Here is a 24002-nt window from a genome sequence, read left to right on the forward strand (position 1 = left end):
TCAGGAGGCGAGCGCCTTGGCGTCCGCGGCGCGCCAGCTGAGCCACAGGGTGCCGCCAGGCTCTACCGCGGCCAGCTCGGGCGTGAGCTGTGCACTCGGTACTGTGGCCACGAGGTGTGCCTCCGGTGCGATGCGCACGCCGAACCGCCACTCGTCGCCGGTGTAGATCGATTCGGTCAGTGCGCCCCTGATCGCAAAGTCCGCGTCAGGCTGCGTGGCCCCGATCGAGATTCTTTCGGGGCGTAGCGCCAGACCGACCGCAGCACCATCGGGGATCTCTCCGATGGTTGTGGCCGGGACTGGCCCCACAGCCGGTACGACGATGTTGTCGCCGACCTTTGCGGCCTCGATGACGTTGCAGCTACCGATGAACGAGGCGACGAAGCGCGAAGCGGGATGTTCGTAAATTTCAGTCGGTGAGCCGATCTGTAGTATTCGTCCGGCAGACATGACAGCGATGCGGTCACTCATGGTCAACGCCTCCTCTTGGTCGTGAGTGACGTAGACGAAGGTGGTGTGCACCTCGCGTTGCAGCTTTTTGAGTTCGATCTGCATCTCCTTGCGAAGCTGAAGATCGAGCGCGCCGAGCGGCTCATCGAGCAGAATGACCGCGGGACGCCCGACAACTGCGCGGGCAAGTGCGACGCGTTGACGTTGGCCGCCCGAGAGTTGTGTGGGCTTGCGATTCGCGAGCGCCTCAAGCCGTACGAGCTTGAGCGCAGCGTCGACCCGCTCCACAACCTCCAACTTTGGTACCCGTTTGACCCGCAGTTCGAATGCCACGTTCTCGGCCACGGTCAGATGGGGGAACAGGGCATAGCTTTGAAACACCATGTTCAGGTCGCGTTTTCGAGTCGGCACGTCGGTCACCGACGTTCCGGCCAGCTCGATCTCGCCGGCTGATGGCGTCTCGAAGCCGGCGATCATGCGCATGAGTGTCGTTTTTCCGCACCCCGAGGGGCCCAGGATCGAAAAGAACTCGTGCTGACCGATTTCGAGGTCGAGCGGATGAACAACGGTAGCGTCGCCGAAAGACTTCGTGATCCCGGAAAGGCGGATCGCCGACGTGGACATCAGGAGGCCTTGATCCTGGTCCAGCCGTCCTGGTAGTACTTCATCGCCTCACCCGGATCGAGGATGAATTCAGCCTTTCGAAGTTGATCGTCGGAGACGAAGATCGCGGGGTTCTCGCGCACGCTCGGATCGGTGATCAGTGTCTGTGCAGCCTGGTTGGTGGTGGCGAGCGATCCGTCGTTGGTTGCCATCGCGCCGACTTCCGGCCGGAGAACGAAGTTCAACCACTGATATGCGGCGTCCGGGTGAGGTGCTCCCTTGGCGATGGAGAAACTGTCCACCCACAGGGTGCCGCCTTCTACGGGAAGTGTGTATTTCACGTCCGGGTTGGCCGCGACGACCTTGCCGACTGACGAACCGCCCCAAGCCAGTGACGCGCACGCGTCGCCTGCGGCCACCAGGTCGTAGTAGTTCGTCGAGTTGTAACCCGCGAGTAGGGGTTTCTGTTGGAGGAGCTTCTCGGTGGCTCTTTCGATCTCGGCTTCATCGGTCGACGTTGCGCTCGATCCGGTCGATTGCAGGCCGACGATGTAGCTCGCCAGCATGTTGTCGAGCATGTAGATCTTGCCGCGGTAGGCGGGATCGAACAGCGAATTCCAGCTTGTCAGTGGAGCTTTCGTACACGCCTGGTTGTACAGCAGGCCCGTGGTACCCCAAACCCACGGAACGGCATGCTTGTTCTCCGGGTCGAAGCCCGGATTGACGAACTTGTCCATGACATTGTCCATGCCCTGAACCCGGCTGTAGTCGATCGGGTCGACGAGGTTCTGTCCCGCCAGATTCTGGACGGCGTACTGGCTGGGTTCGACAATGTCGTAGCCGGTGTTGCCCGCCGAGAGCTTGGCAATCATCGTCTCGTTGCTGTCGAACGTGTCTACGTTGACCGATATGCCGGTTTCCTTCTCGAATGCTTCGATGACGGAATCGGGAACTTCGCCGGCCCATGCGTACAGGTTGAGCTCGTTCGGCTCGCCTGAATCACTGCCGCCGCACGCGGTCAGGGCGAGCGCCGACGCCACCGCGAGCGCGATACATGCGATGCGTCGTTTCGGCCTGGTTGTCTTCTGCATGGTGGTGCCCTTTCGTGTGGCGAGTTAGGAAGTGAACGAGTCAGCTGGATTGGCCGGCATTTTCGTAGCCGACGAGAATCCGCCGCATCTGTCGGATGCCGACGGCGAAGATGAGCAGCACGGTCGCGACTATCAACATTGCGCCGAGCGCGTTGATCTCGGGTGTGATACCGGTCTTCAGCAGGCTGTAGATGCGCAGGGGCAACGTTGTCGAGCCGACGCCGCTGGTGAAGGTCGAAATGACGATGTTGGAAAACGATGTCGTGAACGCCAGTAGGAACGCGGCGAAAATCGACGACCGCAGCAGTGGGAAAAGCACGCGGATGAAGGTTTGCCACGGTGTGCAGCCGAGGTCTGCGGACGCTTCGGAGAGCGAGCTGTCCAGGGAGCTGATCGCACCCATCAGGATCAACGTCGTCAGGGGCAACGAGATGACGATGTGGCCGAGCACGATGGTCGGAATGCCGAGCGGCAGCTGGACGGTACTGAATACGGTGAGTAATGCTGCGCCGAGGACGATCTCGGGGAGGACAAGGGGAAGCAGGACCGCGCCGAGGAACAACGTCCGCCCCTTCACCCGGTAACGGGCGAGGCCGAAAGCTGTGAGGAAGCCGACCGTCGTCGCAACCGCCGCGGCGATGGCTCCAACGGTGAAACTCGTCTGCAGGGTTTTCAGAAGTGCGCGGTCGGTGAACACCTCGCCGTACCACTTGACGCTGAATCCGCCCCACCGACTGCTGGTTTCCGACGCGTTGAACGAGTACACCACGACGGCCACGATCGGTACGTACAGAAAAACCAAGGCCGCCTTGGCGACCCAGCCCGTCAGGCGGTCCATCGTGCGCTCCTGTTACGGAACTTCAGGATCAGCCCGGCGATGCCGATCGAGGCAATCATGAGGATGAGCACGACCATGGACAGTGCTGCGCCCATTGGCTGATTGCGGAATTCGGTGTAGAGCGTGACGATCAGGTTGCCGACCAGCAGGCTCTTTCCGCCGCCGAGAAGCACCGGGATCACAAACACCCCCAGGGTAGGAACGAAGATCAACAGCGCGGCGGCGACGATCCCGGCTGAACTCAGTGGTGCGATCACCCTGAAATGGGTGCGCCACCACCCGCAGCCCAAGTCGGCGGCCGCCTCACGCAGTGACGGGTCGATGCCGCGCATCGACGCGTAGATGGGAAAGATTGCGGTCGGCAAGAATGCGTAGAGCAGCGCCAGCATGACGGCGGTCTGGCTCGGCACAAGGGGATCGCCCGCATCGCCGAATATTCGGAGCAGGCCGAGGACGGGACCGTCTGACCCGAGCAGCGTCATCCACGCGAACGTGCGCACCAGGAAGTCGGTCCAGAACGGCACGATGATGAGTAGCAGGATCAACGGTTGGCGATGAGCGGGTTGGGAAACCGTGTAGTACGCGACGATGTATCCGACGATGAGGCAGAAGATCGTGTTGAGCGCCGCCATGGCGAGGCTGTAGACAAGCGTCTTCGCGTACACCGGATCGGCCAGTCGGGTGAAGTTCTCGAAGGTGAACCCGCCGCGCACCTGGCCGTAACGGTCCGCCTCCGCGACGCTGTTGCGGGCGACCAGCAGGAGCGGGAGCACGGCCAGCACACAAACGATCAGCAGTCCCGGCGCTAGCAGCGGCCAAGCGGTGAGCGTCTGGTGCCTACTGGAACGCCGCGCGTCGGTAATGGTCATCGGCTGATTCACTCTCTGGCTGGTCGGGTGTGATCATTGTTCTGCTGAGCCGAGGTGGCTGGGAGCGCTTCTCGCTTCGAGATCAGTGGTTGACGCGTTACATCTGTGCGCATATCGCAGTCGTCCGGTGTGGCGGCCTCGAAGCGCGTTTTGACCTGGATGGACACCGGCCGGTTAGCTGTGCTGTTGGCGTGTGCGGCGTGTCACCGAATTGGAGTGAGACGCGCCGAATAGGTGTTGACTGGAGGTCATGACTCCGACATCTGAGACGATGCGCGCTGCGGTGGTCACTGAATTCGGTGCCCCGCTTGAGGTTTCCGACGTTCCCCGGCCCACCCCCGGCCCAGGGGAAGCCCTGGTCAAACTGGAGACCTCGGGAGTGTGTCATACGGATCTTCATGCGGCACACGGTGATTGGCCCGTCAAACCCACTCCGCCATTTGTTCCAGGCCACGAGGGCTACGGAACGGTCGTGGCTCTGGGCCCCGGCGTGGCCGACCTCAAGGTCGGCGACAAGGTGGGCAATGCCTGGCTGTGGTCGGCCTGCGGCAGTTGCGAGTACTGCCGGACGGGGTGGGAGACGCTGTGTGAGAGCCAGCAGAACGGCGGCTACAGCGTCAACGGCAGCTTCGGTTCGTACATGCTGGTGAACGCGGCCTTCGCCGCACGCATCCCTGAAGGCGTCGACCCGGTCGAGGTCGCACCGATCCTGTGTGCCGGAGTCACCGTCTACAAAGGCCTGAAGGTGACGGACACGCAGCCGGGGCAGTGGGTGGCGATTTCCGGGATCGGCGGCTTGGGCCACGTCGCGGTGCAGTACGCGCGCGCGATGGGGTTGCGCGTGATCGCGATCGACATCGACGACGACAAGCTGGCGTTGGCGGGCCGGTTGGGCGCCGAGGTGACGGTCAACGCAAAGACCGCCGACGTCGTGGCCGAGGTGCAGGCGGCGACCGGCGGCGCGCACGGGGTGCTGGTGACCGCGGTGCACCCGCAGGCGTTCGGTCAGGCCATCGGGTTGGCTCGCCGCGGCGGCACCATTGTGTTCGTCGGCCTGCCGCCAGGGGATTTCCCGGCGCCGATCTTCGACATCGTGCTCAAGGGGCTCACGATCCGTGGCTCGATCGTCGGATCGCGCCAGGATATGGCCGAGGCGCTGGACTTCTTCGCCCGTGGGCTGGTCCATCCGACGGTCGAAACTGCGTCACTCGACGACATCAACGAGGTGTTCGGCCGCATGGAACAGGGCAAGATCGACGGCCGGGTGGTCATCGACTACCGATAGTCCTGGCGCCACACGCCCAGTGTTGGCTTGTGTTCGAGATTTCGTGAGAATCTCGAACACAAGCCAACGCTCGGCCCCCGCAACCGCGTTTTGACCTGCGCGTACAGCGGCCGGTAAGCTGCTCCGTTGGCGTGTGCTGCCCTCATGGGCAATCGGGCCCCGGGTCAATGTCGGTCGCCGGGAATCCCAGTGCACATGCCTGACCGGCACTCAACCCGAGAAGAGAAGGTAAGCACTGTGCCTACTTACACGCCGAAGGCGGGTGACACCACGCGTTCGTGGTACGTCATCGACGCCCAAGACGTGGTGCTCGGCCGGCTCGCCGTCGAAGCAGCCAAGCTGCTGCGCGGCAAGCACAAGCCGACATTCACGCCCAATGTCGATGGTGGCGACTTCGTCATCGTCATCAATGCCGAGAAGATCGCCGTCAGCGGCGACAAGCTCACCAACAAGTTCGCTTACCGCCACTCGGGTTACCCCGGCGGCCTGCGTAAGCGCACCATCGGTGAGTTGCTGGAGAAGCACCCGACCCGCGTCGTCGAGAACGCGATCGTCGGCATGCTCCCGCACAACAAGCTCGGCCGGCAGATCCAGAAGAAGCTGAAGGTGTACGCGGGTCCTGATCATCCGCACGCCGCGCAGCAGCCGGTTCCGTTCGAAATCAAGCAGGTGGCCCAGTGACCGAAGTGACAGAGACCGAGGTGACAGAGGTCGTGACCGAGGCCGCCGAGCCGCGCGAGCCGGTCATCATCGACCGTCCCATCCAGACCGTCGGCCGCCGCAAGGAGGCCGTGGTGCGGGTTCGCTTGGTGCCCGGCACCGGCCAGTTCAACCTGGACGGCCGCACCCTGGAGAACTACTTCCCGAACAAGGTGCACCAGCAGCTGATCAAGGCCCCGCTGGTGACCGTCGATCGGCTGGAGCAGTTCGACATCTACGCCCATCTCGATGGTGGCGGCCCGTCCGGCCAGGCCGGTGCGCTGCGCCTCGCGATCGCGCGTGCCCTCATCCTGGTGCAGCCGGAGGATCGTCCCGCGCTGAAGCGCGCCGGGTTCCTGACGCGTGACCCGCGTGCCATCGAGCGCAAGAAGTACGGCCTCAAGAAGGCCCGCAAGGCGCCTCAGTACAGCAAGCGCTGATCTGTACAGCCTTATGCCGCCGAGCGTGGGATCACCCACGCTCGGCGGTTTTTTATTCTGTCGATGTCGGCATTTTCAGTAATGACCTTCGGCGGCGAGCAAGTTTGACCTATTCCTGCTCACGGCGATCTTCGCCGAATAGCGAGCTAATTCGATTGTCGATATTCACGCGAATCATCGGCTGATCTTGGTTTGACATCGGACGCAAATGTGAAAAACCCTTGGGTCGAGGCGGGGGCGTGGAAGCGCGCCCAGGCAGGCCGAATCTGCCGCCGGTGCGAGTCAGTCAGCTCGTTGGGGGACCGGACCGCTTCCTGACTGAAAGGGAGTAGTTGATGAAGAGCACTATCAAGCGAGTGACAGTCGGCGCCGCATTCGGTGGGGCGCTGTTCCTGTCCGCCGGAATGGGCATCGCCAACGCTCAGCCGAATGACGGTCAGGTGGATCTCGCACTCGGCACCGCAGGCGTACTCGAAGACGTGCCGATCGGCACCGCGGCCCAGATCGCCGCAGGCGTCTGCGACGGTGAGGTGGCCCAGGTGACCACGGTCGCGCAGAACGTCGACGCCAGCGGCACGCAGCAGAATGTCTGCAACAACAACGTTGGCGCGGTCGAGTTCAAGCAGAACGAGGGCGCACCCGCCGACGGCGCGGCCGAACAGCCCGAGGGCGCGGCAGAGGGCTCCGAGGGCTCCGGCACCGCCGAGGAGACCGGGAGTGCTCCGGCCCCCGCCGAGGAAGGCAGTGGTGAAGGCAGCTAGGCCTCGCAGCTAGGTGAATCGCCGTCCGCACCCAGACGATGGGAGCGGGCGGCGATTCTCTTTGTCTCGATCCGGTACCGATTCGGCCGCGGCACGGTCGTTGACCTCGTCGGTTGTGTTTCGGGCGGGAAATTATGAGAAGTTTAAGGGCATGGCTCGACTGTTCGGCACCGACGGCGTGCGCGGCGTCGCAAATCGCGATCTGACCGCGGAGCTCGCGCTGGCGCTGGGTTCCGCGGCTGCCCGGCGACTCGGCAACGCCGCCGGACACGGGCGGCGGGTCGCCGTGGTCGGGCGTGACCCGCGGGCGAGCGGCGAGATGCTGGAAGCCGCGGTCATCGCGGGCCTCACCAGCGAGGGTGTCGACGCCCTGCGCGTCGGAGTCCTGCCCACCCCCGCGGTGGCGTACCTGACCAGCGCCTACGACGCCGACTTCGGCGTGATGATCTCCGCGTCGCACAACCCGATGCCCGACAACGGCATCAAGATCTTCGGCCCGGGCGGGCACAAGCTCGACGACGCAACCGAGGACCGCATCGAAGAACTGGTGAACGCGGGTCCGGGGCAGCGGCCGACGGGCGCGGGCCTCGGCCGGGTGGTCGACGCAGAGGACGCGCTGGACCGCTATCTGCGCCACGTGAGTAAGGCCGTCACGACGCGGCTTGAGGGGCTGACCGTCGTCGTCGACTGTGCGCACGGCGCCGGATCGGCGGCCGCGCCCCGCGCCTACCGGGCCGCGGGCGCCAACGTCATCGCGATCAACGCCGAGCCCAACGGCCTCAACATCAACGACGGCTGCGGCTCCACCCACATGGAGGTGCTGCAGGCCGCGGTCGTCGAGCACGGTGCCGATCTCGGACTGGCCCACGACGGCGACGCCGACCGCTGCCTCGCAGTCGACGCGACCGGGCAGGTGATCGACGGCGACGCGATCATGGTCGTGCTCGCCCTGGCCATGCAAGAAGCCGACGAGTTGGCGTCCAACACGTTGGTGGCCACGGTGATGAGTAACCTCGGCCTGCATCTGGCCATGCGTGCGGCCGGTATCGAGGTCCGCACCACGAGCGTCGGTGACCGCTACGTCCTCGAAGAGCTGCGGGCCGGCGAGTTCTCGCTCGGTGGCGAGCAGTCCGGCCACATCGTGATGCCCGGCCTCGGTACGACGGGTGACGGCATCGTGACCGGCCTGCGGCTCATGTCGCGGATGGCGCAGACCCGCTCGACGCTGGCGGCGCTCGCTGCCCCGATGCAGACGTTGCCGCAAGTTCTGATCAACGTCGAGGTCGCCGACAAGGCGACCGTGGCGAAGGCCCCGTCGGTGCAGTCGGCGGTGGCGCAGGCCGAGGCGGAACTCGGCGACACCGGACGCATCCTGCTGCGGCCGTCGGGCACCGAGCAGGTGGTCCGGGTGATGGTCGAGGCCGCCGATGAGAACACCGCGCGCCAGCTCGCGGTGCGGGTGGCTGAATCTGTCAGCCATCAACGCTGATTCGACGGAACCCGTCGGGCCCCGTCCGCGTCTAACCGGATATGGGAGTAGTTGACGCTGCCCGTATCGACGTCGAGGCACTCATGGACGCGGCGCGGCAGTACGAGGCCGCGGCAGACATCGTCGACGCCACCGTCCGGACGCGGTTGAGCAGAGCGGCTTTCGACGGATCGGCGGCTGGCCAGGCCCATGTTGCCCAGGGCGACGCCGTGCGTTCCGCCCTCGACGATCTGGCCGAACCGCTCGGAGAATGGGCCCGCGCGGCGGGGGAGATCGGCGCCGTGCTGCGCGCCTCGGCGGATCGGTATCTTGCCGCGGACGGCAGGGCAGCGAGCCGGGTGGGCTGACCGGTGGCGCTGAACATCGACACCACAGACCTTTTGGCGCCCGGGCGCCCCGCCGTCGACACGTTGGCCGAATACGTGTGGGCCTGCCGGCTGCTCGGCTACCACCATCAGGACCTCACCGGCCACGCCCGCCAGGTGCACGAGTGGTACGACACCGAACGAGGTTTGGATCTGCGGGCGATCGACAACGAATGTGCGGCGCTGACGGCCGCAGCGGTATCGATGGAGCCGGCATTGCGATTGCAGGACAAGCAGATTCGCGTACTGTCTGACGGTTGGCATGGCAGTGGGGCACGAGCGTCTGGCGATTTCCTGCAGCGCCATGCGATCTCCGCCGGACACGCCGTCACCGCACTGCGCGCTGCCGCGTCCACACTGGCTCAACTCTCCGACGAGTTGCGGTCGGCGGTCGAGCGCAAAGTGACTGTCACCCAGCAGATCGAGGGCCGTCACGGCGCGCAGCGTGGTATGTGGCTGGCTGCGGCGCGTACGGTGACCACCGGGTTGGGGGACCGGTCGACCGCCAGCGAACTCATCGACCAGCAGGTGAAGCCCTTCGTGGACAACGCGATTGCCGGCGAATGGCTTACGGTGATGCGCGCCGCGACGACCGCGGTGGCCGATGCCTACGATGCGGCCCTGGCCGCGCTCAGGTCCGGGCCGGTCCCGGTGTTCGAGATACCCGGGGCGCTCGGCCCGGCGTGGTCTCCTGGCGCTGCGGCGCGCGACGCCGCGGTCCGTGACGACGCACCGCCGGTCGGCGCCGCGAGTGCTCCGACGGTGCCCGCCGGCTTCACTCCGGGCCCGAGCAGTGCGCCGTCGTGGCCTTCGGCGCCGAGTTGGTCGGCTCCACCGCCGACGATGAGCCCAGCAGGTGTGTCCGCGCCTGCACCGCCGCCGCCGGCCGCACCGGTCGAGCCGTTGACACCGCCCGGCCTCGGGCAGACGCTCGGCGCGGGATTGCCCGGTGCCGGCGGCGGTTTGCCTGACATGGGTGCCGGTTTGGCGGGCACCGGCCAACAGCTCGCCGACCTGTTCGGTGGACTGATCGGATCGGCTGCCGAGGGATTGCCGGACGAGGATCCGCTCGGTGACGAGCCGCTGGACCTCGACGACGAGGTGGCCGAGGACTCTGAGGAGCCGGAGATCGACGAAGGCGAGGAAGAGGAGGAAGGCGAGGACGACGCGGCCGCTGAGGACGAGCCCGTCGAGGAGATCGAGGATGCGCCCGTCGCGCCGGAACAGGTGGGAAGCGTTGAGCCGCCGGCGGCTCCGCCTGAGCCGGTCCCCACGACGCCGCCGCCTGCTGAGCCGGCCGCTGAACCGCTCGCCGCGCCAGAGGGGGAGACACCGTGTGAGATCGCGGCTGACGAGCTGCCGCAGGTCGGTCAGTGATCGATGACCACACTGGTCACATCAGCACCTCAGCGGAACCGGTAGATGGTTGCAGAACGTGATATCACCGGTGATGTTTGGACGAATCGTCACGTTTGTTGTCGCGTTCGCCATGATCAGAGTCGCGATCGGCCGATGACTTGGCGGCCGGCGACGCTGCGCGCGGGGTGGATTTGGACTTGGTCACTCCATCATCGGCTGCGGTGTGGCGGGTGGTCGATCGGCGATCATCGGGCCCCGGAGCCAGAACGCGGAGCCGCTCTCCGTCTCCCAGCGACTCGCGGACCACGGGTCGAGGTGTCGGTGCTCGCTGGGCAGGCTTGGTCAGCTCGCGTTCGGTTGGCTTGGCCGAAGACTTCGCAGTCCTTGGCTTTGTGGGTTGCTCGTCTACCGCTGCGGGCTCGGTCGGCGCGTTGCGCTTGGCCTGGACGGGTGTATCAGTCGGTGGAAGCGCTGCGGGAGTTGCGTTTTCGCGGTTGTAAAAGAAGTTCTGAATCTGCGATATCACCCACGCGAGGCCCACGAACGCGACGACAACCGGGGCGAGGATCACGGCGGCAGCGGTGCTCGTGATCGTTGAGATCAACGCCCGCCAATCGACACTCGTCGCCGCTGAAGTGGCGTTGGCGAGTTGGCCACTCACCGCCTGATCGCCCGGCGGAACCGCAGTGACCGCGGTTCGGCCAAGGTGCACAAGCAGGGCGTCGGGGGCGTATCTGGCGACGGCTGCGGGTTGCACCGCGCGAACTTCGGTTCGCATGGCGTCGGCGTCGGGCGGTACAGCGACCAGGGGCAATACGAGGGCGCCGGCGAGGGCGAGCGATGGGGTTGCATGACGCATGTGTCCGTCCTTCCACTGTCTCGGACCATAGTCATGCCGCCGCGAGGGCATGGATGCAGTAATGCCCTACTGCATTTTTCGCCGCGCCGGCGCGGTCCTACTCCATGGCGGTCAGTCAGATCGTGTCGTCGCGGCACGCGAGTGCGGCAGCCACGAATGCGTCGCGAACCGGATTGTCGACGGCCGCATTCCAGATCAGGGTGACGTGGCTGGGACGAAGATCGTCTACCGGCACCACCCGGACGTCGGGGCGCCGGTAATAGGCCGTCGTCGACCGTGGCAGCACGACGAACCCTTCGCGCGCGGCGACGTGTTCGAGTTTGTCCTCGACGGTGCACACCGTGGCGCGCGGCGGCGCCCAGCGCTGATCGGCCGTAGCCTGTGTACGCCATTCCGGAAGTGTGGCGGGGTCCTGCAGCAATAGTCGGTCGGTCAGGTCGGCCAACCGCACCGATGACCGCGCGGCCAGCGGATCGTCGGCGGGCAGGAGGGCATCGAGCGGTTCCTCCAGCAGCGGTGCGGTGCCGAGGCCGCGGTGGTCGATCGGCTCGCGGGCGTAGACCACATCGACCTCGCCGCTGCGCACCACCTCGACCTGCTCGTTCCAGCCCACCTGGCGCACCACCGCGCGCCGGCCCGGGCCGGCGGCTTCGAACGCCGTCGCGGCTGCCGTAGCCCGCAGCCCCGGCATCACCCCGACCGTCACCGTCACGGTCGGTGCCGCGACGCGAGACAGCCGCTGGCGCAACGCCTTCGCCTCATCGAGCAGAACCTTGGCGTCCTGCAGGAGTTGCGTCCCCGCCGGGGTCAGCTGAGTGCCGCGCGAACCGCGCGTGAACAGCTGCGCACCGAGTTCGTCCTCGAATGCCCGGATCTGGCGGGACAGCACTGGTTGCGCGATGTGCAGGCGCTGGGCCGCGCGGCCGAAGTTCAACTCTTCGGCGACCGCGACGAAGTACCGCAGTTTGCGCAGATCGAGATCGCTGCTGCTCATACCTCAAGGGTATCGCCGGGCGACGAAAAGGGTCTTGGACGAACCCGGCCGCCGACTCGACAGTGGAGACATGAACCTCAAGAACGCACGCGTCCTGATCATCGGCGGCACATCGGGCATCGGCCTGGGTGTCGCGTCTGCCGTCGCCGACCGTGGCGGCGTTCCGATCGTGGTGTCGCGCAAGCAGTCCAGTGTCGACAACGCATTGGCCACGTTGCCTGACGACGCCCGCGGTTCGACCGTCGATCTGACGGACCCCGAGTCGCTGGACCGGTTGGCCAAGGAGGTAGGGCCGATCGATCACCTGGTGTTCTCCGCGGGCGAGGCTCTGGAGATGATCGGATTCAACGATCTCACCCCCGAGGCGATCACCGGCTTCTTCGGCACCCGGTTCATCGGCCAATTGCAGGCGATACGGGTCTTCGCGCCGCGGATCAACACGGGTGGCTCGATCACCCTCACGAGCGGCACGGCCGCGGAGAAGCCCGGATTGGGCGTTCTGCCCACCGCGGTGTGCGGTGCCATCAACGCGATGACCCGGGCGTTGGCCATCGAACTGGCACCACTGCGGGTCAACGCCGTCGCGCCCGGCCCGATCGTGACGCCGCTGTGGTCGGCGTTGAGCGACGCCGACCGTCAGGCGATCGTCGAGCGGTACGCACAACAGCTTCCGGTGGGGCGGATCGGTGACCCCACCGACACCGCGTTGGCCTACGTCTACTTCATGGAGCAGGAGTTCGGCACGGGCGTGGTGCTCACGGTCGACGGCGGCACAGTCCTGGTCTAACGCGCCAACGACACCAATTCCGCACAGAACCGCACTGATTCGGCGCTGTCGGACGCCAGCGGGTGCACCAGCAGCGTCGTCACGCCGGCGTCAGCGTAGGCGGCCAACCGCTCCTTGACGAAACCCTTTGGCCCGACCAGCGATACGTTACGGACGAGCTCATCGGGTACCGCGTCGATGGCTTCGGTCTTCTTGCCCGCGAGGTAGAGGTCCTGGATGCGGTCGGCCACCTCGCCGAACCCGTACCGGGTGGCGAGGTTGTGGTAGAAGTTCTTACCCCGGGCGCCCATGCCGCCGATGTACAGGGCCAGTTGGGGTTTCGCCCACGCCAGCCGGTCGTCGACGTCATCGCCGATTGCCAGGCTTGCGCTCACCATGACATCGAGCGGACCGAGTTCCGCATCGCGTTTGGCGAAGCCCGCGCGCAGCGCCTCGCCCCACACGTCATCGGCCTTCTCGGGGAAGTAGAACACGGGCTGCCAGCCCTCGGCGATCTCGGCCGTCAGTTCGACGTTGTTCGGTCCAAGGGCCGCGATGGTGATCGGAATGCGTTCGCGCACCGGATGATTGATCAAGTGCAGCGATTTGCCGAGGCCGGTCCCGCGATCGGCCGGCAGCGGGAGTTGGTAGTACTTGCCGTCGTAGTGGACATTCTCGCGACGCCACACCTGCCGGCAGATCTCGACCACCTCGCGCGTGCGGCCGAGCGGAGCGTCGAACGGCACGCCGTGAAAGCCTTCCATCACCTGCGGGCCCGACGTGCCGATGCCAAGGCGGAACCGCCCGTCGGACACGTAGTCGACCCCGGCTGCCGTCATCGCCAGCAGTGAGGGAGTCCTGGTGTAGATCGGTACCACCCCGGTGCCGAGTTCGATGGTCGAGGTCTTGGCGGCCAGGTAGCCGAGCTGGCTGATCGCGTCGTACGAGTACGCCTCGGCCACGAGCGCGATGTCGACGCCGACTTTCTCCAGTTCGACGACCTGGTCGGCGGCCTCTTTGAAACCACCGGCATAACTCAGAAAGATGCCTGTCCGCATCACCGAGTTATATACCCAACCGGTTGGTTGGGGTGTGCTCAGGGCTTGAGGAGCGCGACGACCTTGTCCTCCAGCGCGACGGGATCCGCGTTGGGGTCGGGGGTCTGGGTGTGGGGCAGCTGAACCTCGGGGTCGGCGAAATCCTTGTACGTCTTGTCACCGGCGAGCGTCGCGAGCAGGTAGCCGGTCAGCAGCGCACGCACGATCTTCTGGGTGCCGCGGTGGGCACCGGGCAGGCCGAGGACGCGGGCCAGCCGGCGTCCCTCCATCAGCCCACCGGCCTTGATGTCGTCGACCGTGCGCAGCGTCGCGCCCTCCCACGCCCGCGAGAGCTCGACGGCATTCGAGCGCAACGTCATGGGATCGCCCGGATCCGTCAGCACCAAGCCCGGCACCTGCAGCGTCGCCGCAGGCTGCTCGGCAGGCGGTTTGGTGATCGTAGGGAACAGCGCGGCGACGGCTTTGGGCTTGTTCGGCATGCCCGCCGCGGCGAACACCGCGGCCGACGCGCCGAACCCGTGGCCGACGAGGCCGCGTTTCGTCGGGTGGACGCTGATCTTGCCCGGCCCCAGCCGCACCCCGCTGACGATGTCGAGCGCCGCGCCCAGGTCGAATGCGAGGTTGAGCACCGACGGGGCCAGCCCGGTCTCGGTGTTGGGCGCCGCCGCGACGATGCCCCAGGACGCCAGGTGCTCGAGCGTCTTGGTGTAGTTGTCGGACTTTGCCATCCAGTCGTGGGCGAACGCCACACCGGCCAGGTTCAGGCCGGATTCCGGGGTGTAGACGACACCCGGCACGCCGGCGAAAGCCAGGTCACCGCGCAGTACGCGGTGCGGCCCGCGGCGGGTCAACGCAGCGAAGAGCTTCTTGGTGCTGGCCACCCGTTGACCGTAGCCCACACCTCACGGAATCGGGTGCCAGGTGGGTGTTGCACTACCCTGGATCCCTATGTGTGGAATCGTCGGCTACGTCGGGGCGCGCCCGGCCCGCGACATCGTGGTCGACGCGCTGCGCCGCATGGAGTACCGCGGTTATGACTCCGCAGGTATCGCCCTGATCGACGGTCGCGGCGGATTGACGGTGCGGCGGCGCGCCGGCCGGCTGGCCAACCTCGAAGCCGCCCTCGCCGAGACCGATGACAGCACCCTGACCGGCAGTACGGGCCTCGGCCACACCCGCTGGGCGACGCACGGCAGGCCGACCGACCGCAACGCCCATCCGCACCGCGACGCGGCGGGCAAGATCGCCGTCGTCCACAACGGCATCATCGAGAACTTCGCCGCCTTGCGTTTCGAGCTCGAGGCCGCCGGCGTGGAGTTCGCCAGCGACACCGACACCGAGGTCGCAGTCCACCTGGTCGCCCGGCAGTACACGCACGGCGACACCGCGGGTGATTTCCCCGCGTCGGTGCTGGCCGTCCTGCAGCGCCTCGAGGGCCACTTCACGCTCGTGTTCGCCAACGCCGACGATCCCGGAACCATCGTGGCGGCGCGCCGGTCCACCCCGCTGGTGCTCGGCGTGGGTGAGAACGAGATGTTCCTCGGCTCCGATGTGGCCGCGTTCATCGAGCACACCCGCAACGCCGTCGAACTCGGACAGGACCAGGCCGTGGTGCTGACCGCCGACGGCTACAGGATCAGCGACTTCTACGGCAACACCGACGTTGACTACCGCGAATTCCACATCGACTGGGATCTGTCCGCCGCCGAAAAGGGCGGCTACGACTACTTCATGCTCAAGGAGATCGCCGAGCAGCCGACGGCGGTCGCCGACACCCTGCTCGGCCATTTCGTCGACGGGCGGATCGTGCTCGACGAGCAGCGGATGAGCGATCAGGAACTCCGCGAGATCGACAAGGTGTTCATCGTCGCGTGCGGTACGGCCTACCACTCGGGCCTGCTGGCCAAGTACGCGATCGAGCACTGGACGCGGCTGCCCGTCGAGGTCGAGCTCGCCAGCGAGTTCCGCTACCGCGACCCGGTGCTGGACCGCAGCACGCTCGTGATCGCGATCTCGCAGTCCGGCGAAACCGCCGACACGCTCGAAGCCGTGCGGCACGCCAAGACCCAGAAGGCCAAGGTGCTGGCCATCTGCAACACCAACGGCAGCCAGATCCCGCGCGAGGCCGACGCGGTGCTCTACACCCGCGCCGGGCCCGAGATCGGCGTGGCCGCCACCAAGACGTTCCTCGCCCAGATCGCGGCCAACTACCTCGTCGGCCTGGCGCTGGCGCAGGCCCGCGGAACCAAATACCCCGACGAGGTCGAGCGCGAGTACCGCGAACTGGAATCCATGCCGGATCTGGTTGCCCGCGTGCTGGCCGGCATCGCTCCGGTGGGCCAGTTGGCGCAACGGTTCGCGCCATCGTCGACGGTGCTGTTCCTGGGCCGTCACGTCGGTTATCCGGTGGCGCTGGAGGGTGCGCTCAAGCTCAAGGAGCTCGCGTACATGCATGCCGAGGGCTTCGCGGCCGGCGAACTCAAGCACGGCCCGATCGCGCTGATCGACGAGAACCTTCCGGTGATCGTGGTGATGCCGTCGCCCAAGAACGCCCAGACGCTGCACGCCAAGCTGTTGTCGAACATCCGGGAGATCCAGGCGCGCGGGGCGATCACGGTGGTCATCGCCGAGGAAGGCGACGACACGGTGCGGCCGTACGCCGATCATTTGATCGAGATCCCGGCTGTCTCAACGCTTTTCCAGCCGCTCCTGTCGACGATCCCGCTGCAGGTGTTCGCGGCCGGCGTGGCCCGGGCCCGCGGCTATGACGTCGACAAGCCGCGCAACCTCGCCAAGTCCGTCACCGTCGAATAATCATCGTTTCGTCCAACGTGAACAAGATGTCGAGTCTTTCGCGGCATCTCGGCATCTTGTTCACCTTCGGGACCCCGGTCTGATGGACCTCGCGGTACCAGCGGTCAACATCGCGCCCCGGTGGAGCCGAGGTGACCTCGGGGCATTCGTCAGCGCGGCGGCCTTCGATCACTTCCTCGCCACCTACCGCAACGGCATGGCCCAGCTACCGGATTTCGAACTCTTCGATGTACCGACCTCGTTCGGATCCGTGCGGGCCTACCGCTTCAGCGGACCCGATGACGGTGCGCCGGTCGTGCTGTTGCCGGGCCGCAATGCGTCAACTCCGATGTATCTCGCGAATCTCGGCCCACTGCTCGAGCGTCGTACCGTCTACGGCATCGATCTATTGGGTGAGGCCGGACTGTCGGTGCAGCACACCAAGATCCGTGGTGGCGAAGACCAGGCGCAGTGGCTCGACGAAGCCCTCGGCGGACTCGGATGCGAGCGCGCGCATCTGCTCGGAGTGTCCATGGGCGGCTGGACCGCGGCGAACTGTGCGGTGCACCGGCCGCGCCGCATAGCGTCGATCACCTTGTTGGACCCCGTCTTCACATTCGCGCGCGTCCCCCTGAAACCCGTACTGGCTTCGGTCGCGTTGCTCGCTCCGGGGGTACCCGAGAAGTGGCGACGTGGCGTCATGTCGTGGATATCCGGTGGGGCCGACATCGAGGCCGCCGCTACCGAGGCGGAGCTGATCGCCTCGGGTGCAAAGGATTTCGTGCTCCGCAACCCGATGCCGAAGTTGTTCACCGACGAGCAGTTGCGCTCACTCGACGTGCCAGTACTCGCGCTGATCGCGGGACGCAGCGTCATGCTCGACGCGCAGCGGGCGGCCGAACGGGCCCGACGGCTCCTGCCGCGCGGTCAGGTCGAAATCTGGCCCGCCGCCTCACATGCCATCAACGGCGAGTATCCGAACGAGATCGCCGAGCGGGCCGGCCGGATGTGGGACGAGGTCGACGACATCCGCCGAACGTGAGCTCATGTCGGGGTCAATACAGATCGTTCTCGTAGTGATCTTCGATGACCGCGTGTAGTGAGCCGGCGAGGTCGCCGAGCTTCTCGGCCATCTTCGCAGCGCTTTCGGTGATCGTGAGGGTGTAGAAATCCCCACCGAGGGTCACGGCTTCGGCCAGCCCGCGGCTGTCACCCTCCCACAACTTGGCCCGAATGACGGCCTTGCCGCATTGGCCGAAGACTTCGCGAATCCGCACGATTGTCGCCAGCACCGCCGGTTTGCCGTCTGCGCTGAGCATGTCGAGTAGTTCGGGATCGTCGGTGACGAATGCGTCACCGTTCACCCGGATCACCTCGCGAAGGCCGGGCACGAAGAAGACAAGCCCAACCGCGGGATGACTCGTGATGTTCTCGTGAGTGTCGGCAAGCTTGTTGCCGGGCCGGTCGGGAATCGCGAGCGTCCACGGATCCAGAATGCGCACCGAACCCGGTGGGTCTCCCCGCGGACTGGTATCGAGTTGGCCGTCGGCGCCAACCGTGGACATGCAGAAGAATGGGCTGTGCGCGATGAACCGGGCGGAGAATTCGCCCAGTTTGGCTTCCTTCTTCTCCGCGATGAACCGTTCCGGGAAGCCGACGATCTCGCGGATGCGCTCCATCGTGATCGGCGCGTATGCGTCCGCGGCGGTAGCTGTTTCCATGTGCGCCTCCTACACGTCGAGAACGAGCTGTGGAGTTTGCGCACGCGAAACACATACGTACATACGGTCATTCGCGGCTCGCTCGGTTTCGGAAAGAATGTCGTCGCGATGGTCGGGCACACCCTCGAGCACGCGGGTTTCGCAAGCTCCGCATATCCCTGACCGGCACGACGACGGCACATTGACCCCACCGGCTTCCAGTGCGGTGAGGATGCTCTGATCCTCGGAAACGGTGACGGTCTTGCCCGACGCCGCACACACCACCTCCACCGGCCTGTCTGGCGTCGACGGTTTCGACCTCGGCTTGAAACGCTCGAGCTGCAGGCTGCCGGGCGGCCAGTGCGCGACAGCGTCCTCAAGCGCGGCAAGCATCGTCGCCGGACCGCACGCGTAGATCTTCACTCCCGCGCGAACTTGGGCGAAATGTTCGGCCAGCGGTATCCGGCCGTCCGCGTCCGATGGATAGAAGGTCACGCGTGAACCGTGCGCCCGAAGTTCGTCGAGGAATGGCATCGACGTGACGGTGTGGCCGCCGTAGAGGAGTTTCCAGTCGAGACCCCAAGATTCGGCTTGACGGATCATCGGAATGATCGGCGTGATGCCGATGCCACCGGCCACGAACACGTATGAATCGGCGCGTCGGAGTTCGAACGTGTTTCGCGGACCGGCAATCATCAGGCGCTGACCCGGCCGCAGGAACGCATGCACGTACTCCGACCCGCCGCGGCTCGCCCGTTCGCGCCGGACCCCGATCCGGTAGTAAGACCGCTCGCCGACCGGGCCGCACAACGAGTACTGGCGTTGGATGCCGGTCGGCAGCACCAGGTCGATGTGGGCGCCGGGACTCCAGGGCGGAAGAAGGCCACCGGCCGACGGTTGCAACTGCACGGACACGACGCCGTCGGCCTCCCACCGGAGCTGGCGCACGGCAACGCCGATCCCTTCGGTCACGTCACGTCCTCCGTTCCATTAACAATGTTAACTCCAGGTCAGAGGGTAATGTTAACATCGTTAACGTGTCAACCGGGGCGGAGCGGGTCGGGCTGGTGAACCTCAGTGCGGAGCGAGTCGTGACTGAAGCTCTGTCGCTTATCAACGAGGGCGGGTTGGAATCGCTGACGATGCGGCGGCTGGCTGACCGCCTGAACGCGCATCTGCCGACCATCTACCGGCTCGTCGACGGTAAAGACGCGCTCATGGATGAGATGGCGGAGACGATTCTCGCGAACGCTATGTCAGATTTCCCGCCGGACAGCGCTGATTGGGCGGCTCAGGTCAAAAGCCTTGCGGCAGGCCTGCGTTCGGCGTTGTTGGCGCAACGTGACGGAGCCCGGATCGTCGGCGGAAACTATGCCGCCAAGAGTGCGAACCTGACCTTCACCGACACGCTCGTAGGCCGTATGCAGGCGATCGGGTTGGTCGGCGAACATGCGTTGTGGGCCGCCGGTGCGGTCTTCTGTTACGTATTGGGTGAGGTGCTTGAGCAGCAGGGTGCCACCGGTGGTGAGTTGGAGACGCTCGAGGGCGTGTTGCATGCCGGTAGCTATCCGCACCTTGCGTCCAGCCCTGTCGACCATCTGCTCGACTTCGATGCACGGTTCGAATTCGGCCTGAATCTCTTGGTTTCGGGCATCCGATTCGGCCTGAAACCAAGGGAGTGACGGCCGGCCGCCGCCGAATGTGAACTTAATTGCGAGTTTTCGCCGAAATTTGACCAACAAGCTCACGCTCGGCGTTGTCGCCCAAGCCCGTCGCCAGCCCGCACCCGATCAACCCCACGCCGCACCAGACGGCCACGCCGGGGATATCTCCGGTCAGCAGGATGCCGATGACCGCGGCGGCAACGGGTGCCACGCCCGTCAGCAATCCGGCCCGTCCGGTGCCGAGCCCGCGCACGCACGTGTACCAGAGGATGAAGGCGATCGCGGTCACGCCGACGGCGAGGTATCCGATCGCTAGAACCTCACCGGCATCGAAATCTGCTGCAGCTCGCCAACCTTCGGTTGTCAGCGCGAGGACGCCGAACATCGCCGCCGCCAACCACGTGGTGTGGACCGAAACCCCGGCCGGCCCGTGTGCGGCCAGCACCGGCACGGCCAGCAGAGTGAAGCCGGCTTCGCACACGAATACGACGATGGCCCAGGCCAGCCCGATCGCATCCGCGCGGCCGAGGCCTTCGACCACCACGGCGCCAACGCTCACCACCAAGGCGGCGAACAGGATTCGCGTATGCGGGCGGTGGCCTTCCAACAGGGGTCCGACCGTGGCCAGCGCGATCGGCACGCAGGCGACCGCCACGGCCAGCACGGCGGGCTCGGCATGCTGCGAGCCGTGCACGAGTGCCACGTTGAACAGCACGAGACCGCTCGCGGTGACGCCGAGTAGCCAGAGCCACTCCGCTCCACGAGGTCGGCGCAGCGGGCGGTCGGTGAGCCGAACCCAGGCGAGCAACAACATGCAGGCAATGGCATAGCGCAGTGCCTGGGCGGTGTGTAGTGGCGCGTCGGCGAGTGCGCCGGAGACCGCGACGCTGCCGCCGACGAACGTCATGCCGAGTGCGCCGAACAGGCCGGCGCGGATGGGGCTGGACATGAACCCATGTTGGGCGCAGCATGGTTCACCAAACAGCACCAAGTTTGGACTTCTGTAATGGACCAAATGGCGCCGGGCGCGGATTTTCTGCAGCTCGACCCCGCATCCGCGCCGGCTCGTGGCCTCACGGACTGGCTCGTGGACGCGCTGCGCGGCGCGATCGCCGACGGCCGGCTCACCCCGGGCGTCCGGCTGCCGGCCACCCGGATCCTGGCCGGCGAGCTCGCCGTGTCGCGTGGTGTGGTCGTCGAGGCGTATCGCCGGCTCGCCGACGAAGGCCTGGTGAGCGGGCGCACGGGCGGCGGCACCCGCGTGCTCGCGCGACCGGTCCAGCCATCGCGACCCACACGCACGGTTCCCCGGTCAGGTCGGCCTCGCCTCCCGCGGCCACGCCTGCCCATCGGCCAGGGCATCGACCTCTCACCCGGAGTGCCGGACCTGTCGGCGTTCCCGCGCAGCACCTGGCTGCGAGCCGAACGCGCGGTGCTCGCGGAGGCGTCGCCGGAAGACTTGGGTTACGGCGACCCGCGCGGGCATCCACGGCTGCGGGACGCGCTGGCGCCGTGGCTCGGGCGCACGCGCGGGCTCCGCGTCGATCCCGACGACATCTTGGTGGTCGCCGGGGTGGCACAGGCCGCGGCGCTGTTGGCACAGCAATTGCAGCGCGAAGGTCTCGACACCATCGCAGTCGAGGACCCGGGCTCGCGCGGTGCCGTCGACGAACTCGAGTACTGGGGCCTGCGGGCAGCACCGGTGCCCGTCGACGACGAGGGTGTCCAGGTGCGGGCATTGGCCGAAACTGGCGCAGCCGCAGTGTTTCTCACGCCTGCCCATCAATTCCCGACCGGTGTCGTGCTCGGTCCGCAGCGGCGCCGTGAGCTGCTCGCGTGGGACGGCGAGTTGGTGATCGAAGACGACTACGACGCCGAGTACCGCTACGACCGTGCGCCCGTGCCCGCGCTGCACCCCTCGGCGCCCGATCGCATCGCCTACGCCGGCAGCACCTCCAAGAGCCTGGCGCCCGCGCTGCGGCTGGGGTGGTTGGTCGCGCCGCGGCGACGCCACCCCGACCTGGTGGCCGCCAAGCACGCCACCGATCTCGGCAGCCCGACCGTGCCGCAACTCGTGCTGGCGCGACTCTTGGAATCCGGCGGATACGACCGCCACATCCGCCTGGTCCGCGCGCGACACCGCGCCCGCCGAGACGCGCTACTCGAAACCCTGGCCGCCGCGCTACCGGCGGCCAGGGTGACCGGAGTCGCCGCAGGCCTGCACTTGTTGGCCATGCTGCCCGACGCGGTCGACGACGTTGCCGTGGCCGACGAGCTGCGTGACGCCGGTGTGTTGGTGCACCCGCTGACCTGGCACCGGCGACTGCCCGGACCGCCTGGCCTGGTTCTCGGTTATGCCTCGCACCCGCCGGACCGGTTGCGTGCGGCAGGGGCGATCATCGCGCGGATCGTCGGATGACGGCCATCAAATCCTGACCCCGCCGAGCAAACGCACGTAACCTGTTGACGCGCGGACACGACGAGCGGAATGGGAGCTGATGCGGCACTACTACTCCGCCGACGCGATCCGTGAAGCCGAGGCGCCACTGTTGGCATCGCTGCCCGACGGCGCCCTGATGCGGCGCGCCGCCTACGGTTTGGCCACCGCGGTCGGGCGCGAATTGCGGGCACGGACGGGCGGGATCGCGGGCAGGCGCATCTGCGCCGTGGTGGGATCGGGCGACAACGGCGGCGACGCGTTGTGGGCAGCCACCTTCCTACGGCGCCGGGGAGCGGCGGCCGACGCGGTGTTGCTCAATCCCGACCGCACCCACGCCAAGGCGTTCGCGGCGTTCCGATCGGCCGGCGGTCACATCGTACAAACCATCGGTACGGCAACGGATCTGGTGATCGACGGCGTGGTCGGCATTTCCGGGAGCGGCCCGTTGCGCCCCGACGCGGAGGCGGTGTTCGCCGCCAACACCGCACCGGTCGTCGCCGTCGACATCCCCAGCGGCATCGACGTGCAGACCGGCGCCGCCGACGGTCCCCATGTGCACGCGGCCGTCACCGTCACCTTCGGTGGGCTCAAACCCGTACACGCGCTTGGCGAATGCGGCCGCATCGAACTCGTCGACATCGGCCTCGACCTCGCGCCGACCGACCTCATCGGATTCGAGGCCGCCGACGTCAAGGCCCGCTGGCCGGTGCCCGGGCCGCACGACGACAAGTACACGCAGGGCGTCACCGGCGTGCTGTCCGGGTCGGCGACGTACCCGGGCGCTGCGGTGTTGAGCACCGGCGCCGCCGTGGCCGCCACGTCCGGCATGGTGCGCTACGCCGGAAGTGCTGCCGTGCAAGTTCTTTCGCATTGGCCGGAGGTGGTCGCCGCACCGAGCCCGCAAGAAGCGGGCCGCGTGCAGGCCTGGGTGGTCGGGCCAGGGCTCGGCACCGACGACACCGCGAAGGCCGCGCTGCGGTTCGCGCTGGAATCCGACCTGCCCGTGATCGCCGACGCCGACGCACTCACCTTGCTGGCAGCCGATTGCGGCCCGGTCACCGACCGCAGCGCACCGACCGTGCTGACGCCGCACGCCGGCGAATACCAACGGCTGGCCGGCGTGCCGGTGGGCGATGACCGCGTCGCCGCGACGCGCGACCTCGCCGAGCGGCTCGGTGTGACGGTGCTGCTCAAAGGCAACGTCACCGTCATCGCACAGCCCGGCGCGGCAACGTATCTCAACCCGGCCGGCCAGTCGTGGGCCGCGACGGCGGGCTCCGGTGACGTGCTGTCCGGGATCATCGGCGCACTCCTGGCGGCCGGCCTGCCGTCCGGAGAGGCCGCCGCGGCCGCGGCCTTCGTCCATGCTCGCGCGGCCAACCTGTCGGCCGCCGACCCCGGTCCGAACCCGGCGCCGACCTCGGCGTCACGCATCCTCGCCCACGTCCGCGGCGCGATCGCGGCACTGTAACGAAATCC

General features: G+C 66.7%; 24 protein-coding genes. 13 read left to right on the forward strand and 11 right to left on the reverse strand.

The window, feature by feature from the left end; translation table 11 throughout:
* Genes AWC31_RS25265 through AWC31_RS25280 form a run of 4 tightly spaced genes read right to left on the reverse strand, consistent with a single transcriptional unit; the run spans position 1 to position 3851 of the window.
* Positions 1-1074, reverse strand: coding sequence for an ABC transporter ATP-binding protein (locus AWC31_RS25265; protein WP_085146652.1), 1074 nt, complete (start codon positions 1072-1074; stop codon positions 1-3).
* Positions 1074-2144, reverse strand: a complete 1071-nt coding sequence (locus AWC31_RS25270) for an ABC transporter substrate-binding protein (RefSeq protein WP_085146654.1) — start codon at positions 2142-2144, stop codon at positions 1074-1076. Before AWC31_RS25270 ends, AWC31_RS25265 begins: the two co-directional genes overlap by 1 nt.
* A gap of 40 nt (positions 2145-2184) precedes the next feature.
* Positions 2185-2982, reverse strand: a complete 798-nt coding sequence (locus AWC31_RS25275) for an ABC transporter permease (protein WP_110775248.1) — start codon at positions 2980-2982, stop codon at positions 2185-2187.
* Positions 2970-3851, reverse strand: a complete 882-nt coding sequence (locus tag AWC31_RS25280) for an ABC transporter permease (RefSeq protein ID WP_085146656.1) — start codon at positions 3849-3851, stop codon at positions 2970-2972. Before AWC31_RS25280 ends, AWC31_RS25275 begins: the two co-directional genes overlap by 13 nt.
* Positions 3852-4101: 250 nt before the next feature.
* Between AWC31_RS25280 and adhP the strand changes: the two genes are divergently transcribed.
* From adhP to AWC31_RS25315, 7 genes are all read left to right on the forward strand, one after another.
* Positions 4102-5136, forward strand: a complete 1035-nt coding sequence (gene adhP, locus AWC31_RS25285; RefSeq protein WP_234816992.1) for an alcohol dehydrogenase AdhP — start codon at positions 4102-4104, stop codon at positions 5134-5136.
* A 237-nt stretch (positions 5137-5373) separates the two neighbouring features.
* Positions 5374-5817 (forward strand): 50S ribosomal protein L13, encoded by a 444-nt coding sequence (rplM, locus tag AWC31_RS25290; protein ID WP_067842570.1) that lies wholly within the window; start codon positions 5374-5376, stop codon positions 5815-5817.
* Positions 5814-6275 (forward strand): 30S ribosomal protein S9, encoded by a 462-nt coding sequence (gene rpsI, locus AWC31_RS25295; RefSeq protein ID WP_084356365.1) that lies wholly within the window; start codon positions 5814-5816, stop codon positions 6273-6275. The genes rplM and rpsI overlap by 4 nt, the downstream gene beginning before the upstream one ends.
* A 335-nt stretch (positions 6276-6610) precedes the next feature.
* On the forward strand, positions 6611-7036 hold the full coding sequence (locus AWC31_RS25300) for a hypothetical protein (protein WP_085146660.1): 426 nt from the start codon (positions 6611-6613) through the stop codon (positions 7034-7036).
* A 151-nt stretch (positions 7037-7187) separates the two neighbouring features.
* Positions 7188-8525, forward strand: a complete 1338-nt coding sequence (glmM, locus tag AWC31_RS25305) for a phosphoglucosamine mutase (RefSeq protein ID WP_085146662.1) — start codon at positions 7188-7190, stop codon at positions 8523-8525.
* 41 nt (positions 8526-8566) lie between these two features.
* A complete protein-coding gene (locus AWC31_RS25310) occupies positions 8567-8872 on the forward strand; it encodes a DUF7162 family protein (RefSeq protein ID WP_085146664.1) in 306 nt (101 codons plus the stop codon).
* Between the two features lie 3 nt (positions 8873-8875).
* Positions 8876-10267, forward strand: a complete 1392-nt coding sequence (locus tag AWC31_RS25315) for a hypothetical protein (RefSeq protein WP_085146667.1) — start codon at positions 8876-8878, stop codon at positions 10265-10267.
* A 64-nt stretch (positions 10268-10331) separates the two neighbouring features.
* Here the strand turns inward: AWC31_RS25315 and AWC31_RS25320 are convergent, their stop codons facing one another.
* Together AWC31_RS25320 and AWC31_RS25325 are read right to left on the reverse strand one after the other, a co-directional pair.
* The gene (locus AWC31_RS25320) at positions 10332-11108 is read right to left on the reverse strand and encodes a hypothetical protein (protein ID WP_085146670.1); all 777 of its coding nucleotides are present in this window, start codon (positions 11106-11108) and stop codon (positions 10332-10334) included.
* Between the two features lie 115 nt (positions 11109-11223).
* Positions 11224-12102 carry a LysR family transcriptional regulator gene (locus AWC31_RS25325; RefSeq protein WP_085146672.1) on the reverse strand — a complete coding sequence of 293 codons (879 nt, stop codon included), beginning with the start codon at positions 12100-12102 and terminating at the stop codon, positions 11224-11226.
* Between the two features lie 70 nt (positions 12103-12172).
* Between AWC31_RS25325 and AWC31_RS25330 the strand changes: the two genes are divergently transcribed.
* Entirely contained in the window at positions 12173-12889 is a 717-nt protein-coding gene (locus tag AWC31_RS25330; protein WP_085146674.1) for an SDR family oxidoreductase, read from the forward strand.
* On the opposite strand, the gene AWC31_RS25335 is transcribed toward AWC31_RS25330, so the two are convergent.
* Entirely contained in the window at positions 12886-13926 is a 1041-nt protein-coding gene (locus AWC31_RS25335) for an LLM class F420-dependent oxidoreductase (protein WP_085146675.1), read from the reverse strand. The two genes, AWC31_RS25330 and AWC31_RS25335, sit on opposite strands and share 4 nt — an antisense overlap.
* A gap of 38 nt (positions 13927-13964) precedes the next feature.
* On the reverse strand, positions 13965-14807 hold the full coding sequence (locus AWC31_RS25340) for a dienelactone hydrolase family protein (RefSeq protein WP_085146677.1): 843 nt from the start codon (positions 14805-14807) through the stop codon (positions 13965-13967).
* Positions 14808-14874: 67 nt separating this feature from the next.
* On the opposite strand from AWC31_RS25340, the gene glmS reads away from it, so the two are divergent.
* Both glmS and AWC31_RS25350 read left to right on the forward strand, forming a co-directional pair.
* On the forward strand, positions 14875-16740 hold the full coding sequence (gene glmS, locus AWC31_RS25345; protein ID WP_085146679.1) for a glutamine--fructose-6-phosphate transaminase (isomerizing): 1866 nt from the start codon (positions 14875-14877) through the stop codon (positions 16738-16740).
* 82 nt (positions 16741-16822) lie between these two features.
* The gene (locus AWC31_RS25350; RefSeq protein ID WP_085146681.1) at positions 16823-17761 is read left to right on the forward strand and encodes an alpha/beta fold hydrolase; all 939 of its coding nucleotides are present in this window, start codon (positions 16823-16825) and stop codon (positions 17759-17761) included.
* Between the two features lie 13 nt (positions 17762-17774).
* Here the strand turns inward: AWC31_RS25350 and AWC31_RS25355 are convergent, their stop codons facing one another.
* Positions 17775-18440, reverse strand: a complete 666-nt coding sequence (locus tag AWC31_RS25355; RefSeq protein WP_085146683.1) for an MSMEG_1061 family FMN-dependent PPOX-type flavoprotein — start codon at positions 18438-18440, stop codon at positions 17775-17777.
* Positions 18441-18449: 9 nt separating this feature from the next.
* Positions 18450-19391, reverse strand: coding sequence for a PDR/VanB family oxidoreductase (locus AWC31_RS25360; protein ID WP_085146685.1), 942 nt, complete (start codon positions 19389-19391; stop codon positions 18450-18452).
* Between the two features lie 119 nt (positions 19392-19510).
* On the opposite strand from AWC31_RS25360, the gene AWC31_RS25365 reads away from it, so the two are divergent.
* Positions 19511-20101, forward strand: coding sequence for a TetR/AcrR family transcriptional regulator C-terminal domain-containing protein (locus AWC31_RS25365; protein WP_085147304.1), 591 nt, complete (start codon positions 19511-19513; stop codon positions 20099-20101).
* Between the two features lie 25 nt (positions 20102-20126).
* Here AWC31_RS25365 and AWC31_RS25370 read toward each other — a convergent pair whose 3' ends face one another.
* Positions 20127-21032, reverse strand: a complete 906-nt coding sequence (locus AWC31_RS25370) for a DMT family transporter (RefSeq protein ID WP_085146687.1) — start codon at positions 21030-21032, stop codon at positions 20127-20129.
* A 57-nt stretch (positions 21033-21089) separates the two neighbouring features.
* Here AWC31_RS25370 and pdxR point away from each other — a divergent pair, with 57 nt between their 5' ends.
* A complete protein-coding gene (gene pdxR / locus AWC31_RS25375; RefSeq protein WP_085146688.1) occupies positions 21090-22502 on the forward strand; it encodes a MocR-like pyridoxine biosynthesis transcription factor PdxR in 1413 nt (470 codons plus the stop codon).
* A gap of 79 nt (positions 22503-22581) precedes the next feature.
* On the forward strand, positions 22582-23994 hold the full coding sequence (locus AWC31_RS25380) for an NAD(P)H-hydrate dehydratase (RefSeq protein WP_085146689.1): 1413 nt from the start codon (positions 22582-22584) through the stop codon (positions 23992-23994).
* The last annotated feature ends 8 nt before the right edge of the window (positions 23995-24002 follow it).

Origin of the sequence: Mycolicibacterium wolinskyi, assembly GCF_002101965.1 — a bacterium.
In the GTDB taxonomy this organism is placed as follows: Bacteria; Actinomycetota; Actinomycetes; order Mycobacteriales; family Mycobacteriaceae; genus Mycobacterium; species Mycobacterium wolinskyi.